General features: G+C 58.3%; 4 protein-coding genes. All 4 read right to left on the reverse strand.

Features of this window, described 5'->3' with window-relative positions; all coding sequences use genetic code 11:
- A partial coding sequence (locus CVT63_07925) for a hypothetical protein (protein PKQ27450.1) occupies positions 1–215 on the reverse strand: 215 nt, incomplete at its 3' end.
- A 9-nt stretch (positions 216–224) separates the two neighbouring features.
- On the reverse strand, positions 225–1,403 hold the full coding sequence (locus CVT63_07930) for a hypothetical protein (protein ID PKQ27451.1): 1,179 nt from the start codon (positions 1,401–1,403) through the stop codon (positions 225–227).
- Between the two features lie 17 nt (positions 1,404–1,420).
- Positions 1,421–2,176 carry an HAD-IB family hydrolase gene (locus tag CVT63_07935; protein PKQ27452.1) on the reverse strand — a complete coding sequence of 252 codons (756 nt, stop codon included), beginning with the start codon at positions 2,174–2,176 and terminating at the stop codon, positions 1,421–1,423.
- Between the two features lie 117 nt (positions 2,177–2,293).
- A partial coding sequence (locus tag CVT63_07940) for a hypothetical protein (GenBank protein ID PKQ27453.1) occupies positions 2,294–5,428 on the reverse strand: 3,135 nt, incomplete at its 5' end.

Raw genomic sequence — 5,428 nt, forward strand, 5'->3', positions numbered from 1 at the left:
ATCGCAACCACTGAGCCGATAATCACCAACAGGATCACAATGCCGACACCGTAGAGCAGGGGCGACGTGTACCAGGGGTCCTTCGGCCTGGACGTCCGCCCCCGGTCGGGCGGCAACAGGACTTCGCCGGGCGCGCCCTGATACAGGCTCGCGCCGCACAACTCGCAGTTCAGACTCATGTCCGATGTCTCACTGTTGCAGTTCGGGCACTTCATCCAGTCACATCACTCCCCAGAGGAGGAAACAAACCTGAAGCCGTCACGGGCGGTCGCTTCGAGCGCCGCCGCAAATAATTGAAGACTGCGCCACGGGACTTTCCTTACGGGCTTCTCGCCCGTCGCCAGCAGAATCAGTTCGGTCAGATGGTACACCGGAGACATGCGAGGGGAAAAGGGCCTGAACATGTTCATGGTCAGATAACAGCCGTTGCACCACGCGCAGGTGAAGTCGGCCCTCGTGCGCCGCGCCTGCCTGGCTCTACTGGCGCCCGCTCTCACCACGTCGGCAAGCTTGTAACGGGCAAGCGACGCCGAAAGCCCACAGCACTCCGCTTCTATTCCCGCCGTCTCCATCTCGACCGTGTCCAGCCCGATGAGCCCGAGAAGGCGCCTTACTTCTTCGATTGTTTTCTTCCCCAGGCCCGACGCGTGGCAAGGATCCTGTACCGTGACAGTACCCTCCAGGCGACGGCTGAAAACGATCTCTCCACGGTCAACCCTCAAGGCGAGCCACTCCACATAGCTTGTGACCTCGACATCGAACTCCACGCCGAGCATTGAGGGCGCCAGGTTCTGTATCATGTTGTGACAGGCGGGGCAAAGCGCGATGATTTTCCTTATGCCAAGCTCGCTGAACCTGCCGGCGAGAGAAGCGGCGGCCGCGCGGGCCTCCTCGACCAGCCCGAGGCGCAGGTAAAATTCGCCGCAGCAACAGCCGGGGTCAGTGAATACGGACAGGTCACGAAAGAGCGACGTGTCGGCGATACCGGGGTTGAGCCTCTGATTGCATCCCAGGAAAAGAACCTCGTCTCCCGCGGGAGGCGCGGACCAGAGAGCGAGGTTGCGCTTCTCTTCCCTGGTCAACCACTTCTCGATGCTGCGCCAGAGGTTCGGGCCGTCCCGTAGCGGCATGGCGTTCTGGAAAACCCGTGGGATTCCGGATGCGATGTACCGCTCCGAGTAGCGCTCGATCAGAAGCGCGTAAGGGCGCGCGTCATTCGGGCAGAACGCGTCGCAGGACATGCATCCGGTGCAACGGTCAAGCACCTCTCCCACCCACTGCCCCGCGTCAAGCCTGCCAACCAGGTCACGGGCCACCCCGGGGCTCGCCTGTATGACCGGACAGCGCGTAAGGCACGTCCCGCACTGCTTGCACTTTTTCCTCGCGTCAGCGCTGTTCAGCATGTTTTAACACTCACCTGTCATCCAACATTCTCGCGCTCGCGCTCGTAGATTTGCAGAAAGCGGTTCAGCTCGGGCGACTTCACGCTCTCCGGCCTTCGAGCCACTTTGAAATCCGCGTACTCCTTGAAGCGCAAAACCGGCCAGTTCATGCCCCGCGCGGTAATCCGGAGCACGAGCTGAGGGTTCACCATTACGGGATGCCCCACCGCTCCTAAAAGCGGCATGTCGCTTGCGCTATCGGAGTAGAACCAGCAATCGTCGAGATCGACCCCGCGTTCCAGGCAATACTGTTCCACCATTGCCACTTTCCCATGCATGAACGCCATCGGAATATTCGCGTGGCTCGCGAAATGATCTCCTTCAACAGGCATTGGAGACGCGATGAAGTCGTCCGCCAGCAGTTGAGCGCGCACCCTCTCGGCGATGTACTCCCCGGCCGCCGTGGCGATGACGGTATGATGCTCCATCTCGCGGTGTTCATGGACAAGCTCCGCTCCCCTCTTGTACAGGCGCGGAAGAATGTTCTTCTCAAACCCGCGATCCATCATTTCTATCATCCTGGCGACGGGATATTGACCCATCTCGAAAAGGACTCTCCTGTAGGCGGCTTCCCGGGGAAGACGGTTGAGCTTGTACAACATCGCGTACCAGGCGCCGATGACAAGCATGTTCTTTTTCGAGAACTTCTCGCGGATCATCTGCTTTCCGTAGATGCCCTCGTTTGAGCCGTCAAGGAGCGTGTGATCGAGGTCAAAAAAAGCAATCGTGTTCAGTCTGCTTCACCCGTTTTCGTGCAACGCATAATGGGGTCAAACCAAATTATGCATTTTTGCACTGAATGTCTTCCTGTCGTATCTAAAACGCATAATTTGGTTTGACCCCATTATGCGTTAGAGGACGCCGTTCATGGTGGCGTCCATGAAACCGCCTACTGTGTCCGTCCCGCCTCCGCGCTGGTCGGCGCCGCCCCAGTACATAGAACGCTCCACCATGATATTGTTCCCGGTCGTCTGGCTGACCACTACGATAGCGGCGCGTGAATTCGGCAAATCGCGCTTCATCTCAAAGGACATTCGCGAACTGGCGGGGATATATTCGTAGAAAACAACGTTCCCGGCGCCTGTGGGAGTGAGGTATCTTATCTCCACCTCTGTAGGCGTATCGTTCGGGTTCTGCACGAGCGTCCAGGTGTCCCTTCCGGCAGAGGATTGTCCGTCCGGCAGGTAGAAGGCCCTGTGCGGCGCCGCGAGGCCGATAGAGTCGTGGCACGATTCACCTGTGCCGTTGTCCCAGTACATGGCCCGCTCGGCGATAATCGGCTGTGAGCCGTGAACCCGGGTTGAGAAATCAGGGTTCGGCAGAGTGGCCGTGCTGTTCACGTTTATCGTCTTCCGCGAACTGGCTGGCATCGAGAAGGTCGGAACGGGAACCGGGCCGGCGCCCGTCATATAGGTGACATCCACATTCGTCGGTGTGCTGTTCGGGTTCTGAATCAGTATGTAAGTCGTGAAACCGTATCCGGCGCACCCCTCGGCCAGGTAGTAATTCGTGGCCGGGGTGGTAGTGCCAACCGAGTCGTGCCCCTCACGACGGTTGTTTCTATACATAGCGCGCTCGGGAATGACAGGGACATTTGATTCCACTTTGATGGAGGCGTCTTTCTCTCCTATGTCGTCTTTCATGTTGAATGACGCCCGTGACGCCTTTGGGACGTTGTGGTTGACCGTCTTTGGCCCCTCTCCCTCTATCATGTAAGTTACGGTCACCGTTGCGTCCGTTGTGGCGTTCGGGTTCTGTATGAGGAGCCATGTCTCAAACCCCCACTTGCTGGAGCCCTCCGCCATGCCCCACTCCTTTGACGGCTTTGTCACCCCCATGGAGTTGTGTCCTTCCTCAACAGTCTGGCCCGCGCCGATCCATGTCATTGTCCTGTCCACCGCTATCGGCTTGTTCTCCAGGCACTCCACCAGTGTGGAGAAATCCTTTGGACCGAGGTCGTCGGCCGGGTTGATGGTCAACTGAGCGTTAGCCGGTATTGTCGGGTTGGGGTTCTTGACTATCGGGCCCGCGGTGGTCATGTATGTGACCTTGCACGTAACCGGTGTGCTGTTAGGGTTCACCACGGATATGTAGTCGCTAAACCCCCAGTCCGTGGAACCCTCCGCAAGGTACCACGTGGGGCTTATATGCATCTCGCCGTTCGGCCCGGTGTACGAATCCCAGGGGTTAGTGCTGGCCTGGTACGCGATCGCGTCTTCTTTAGCGCCGGACACGTAGCCGCGGGAGTTCTTGAATCTGGCATACACGGTTCTGGCGCCGTAGCCGCCCTCGAGCGTCCACGACCTGGAGGTCACGTATGGTTCCCACAGCGCGCCGACGAACGCCGAGCTATTTGAGATTTGCATCTGGATCAAGGAGGCGGAGTCGAACGGGTCGCTCGCCGAGAGTGTGAGCTGCACGGCGGCGGAGGTCGTGGAAGCCGCTCCGCTGTTTATCGATATAGACCCGGATGGCGGGGCGGTCGTCTCCTCCTCGGCGTTAACCGCGTAGGTAGGCACGGCGACCGCGTATTTTCTCACCCGGACACTGTCAACCACCGTCTGCCCTCCCCGGTAGTTTCCGTGGTCGTTGAAGACCCCCTGTGTGGCTTCTCCCGGGTCGAAATCGCCGGAAATGTTTGTCGCGGTCACGCCCACATCGTTCGCCCTCCTGATGCAACTCGATGGGTTATTTACCTGGTTGTACATCCACGTGTACCCTTTTTTCAGCGCGGTGTGGTGCCACTCGGTGTAGCCGCCGGCTTCATCTATAATGTCGGTGGCGTCATTCGCGCACGTCCCCAGGCTCACGTCGGCGTAAGAGTTCCCTATGAGCTTCTTTCTTATCTCGATTATGATGTCGCCGGTGAATGTGGCTTTCGACAGCAATGAAGCCGACTGAACACTTTCTTCCTCGCCAGGAGAGATCTCTATCCCATCAGGGTTGAAGTTCCAGGCCGCGCTGCTACCGTCTCCGCTTCTTATTTTCTTATCCCACTTTGATGTATTAAGCGAGTTGCCCGCGTCGTATCCTTTGAAGCGGCTGTAACCGGAAAGGTCACGCCCATCGGTGTAGCCGTAGCCGTAGGGGGGGTTGGGGAGGATGCCGTCATATTCGTTCTCCAGATGCAGGTAGGCGCCGGTGTTCCACGCGTAAAACCACATTTCGTTTCCCACCTTCAAGGGAACAAACGACTCGTACTGCCGCGGATAAAAAGGTTTCGCCATTGTTGTCCACGCGGTCAGGTTGTTCGGGAAGGTTGATCTCGCGTAGACATTTCTTGGGAGATCCCCGCCGTGGTAGTAAAGGTGATAGTAGTTGCTCGCGTCCTTGTAGATGCCGTCCGGGCATGAATCGATACCATCTTCTGCCGGGACCACGGGGTTTGAGGCGTCATCGATCCACGTTATCCCATCGGCGGAAGTCGCATGGTTTATGGGAAAGACGTTCGCACCGCCACGAGTTACCATGTCTTCGTACAGCATGTGCCAGGAGTTGACGCCCTCAACCCACACCAGAGGCGTCCCGGCCTGGTCTTTTACCATTGCGCCCGCCGACCAGTTTATCCCGTCGAGGGATGTATAGCGATAAGTGTCCAGGCTGGGCCATGCCGGTCTGTCGGTGGTCTCCACGTACATGTAAAACGTATTGCCCACTTTGACCACCGAGGGATCCTGATCCTGCCAGCCGGAGTCCATTACGGCGTCGCCGTGCTTGCTCCACGTTATTCCATCGGCGGAAGTCGCGTACCCGATATCCGAGGTTGCTTCATCAGGTCCCGGGTCGTTGTGCCACTCGTGGCCGCTGTACCACGCCTTGTAAGTGCTGTCGCTGCTGTCGTACAGGACGCTCATGCGCTCTCTTATAAGCGCGTCCCAGGCTGTTGAGAGGCCGGGAGTCAGGGCAGTCCCCACGCGTGATACCTTGTCGAGGTTGTCAGGCTGTCCGGTCAACGCAAAGTTGTCATAAAGCTGAAAGACGTTGTC

The organism is Candidatus Anoxymicrobium japonicum (genome assembly GCA_002843005.1).
GTDB lineage: Bacteria > Actinomycetota > Geothermincolia > Fen-727 > Anoxymicrobiaceae > Anoxymicrobium > Anoxymicrobium japonicum.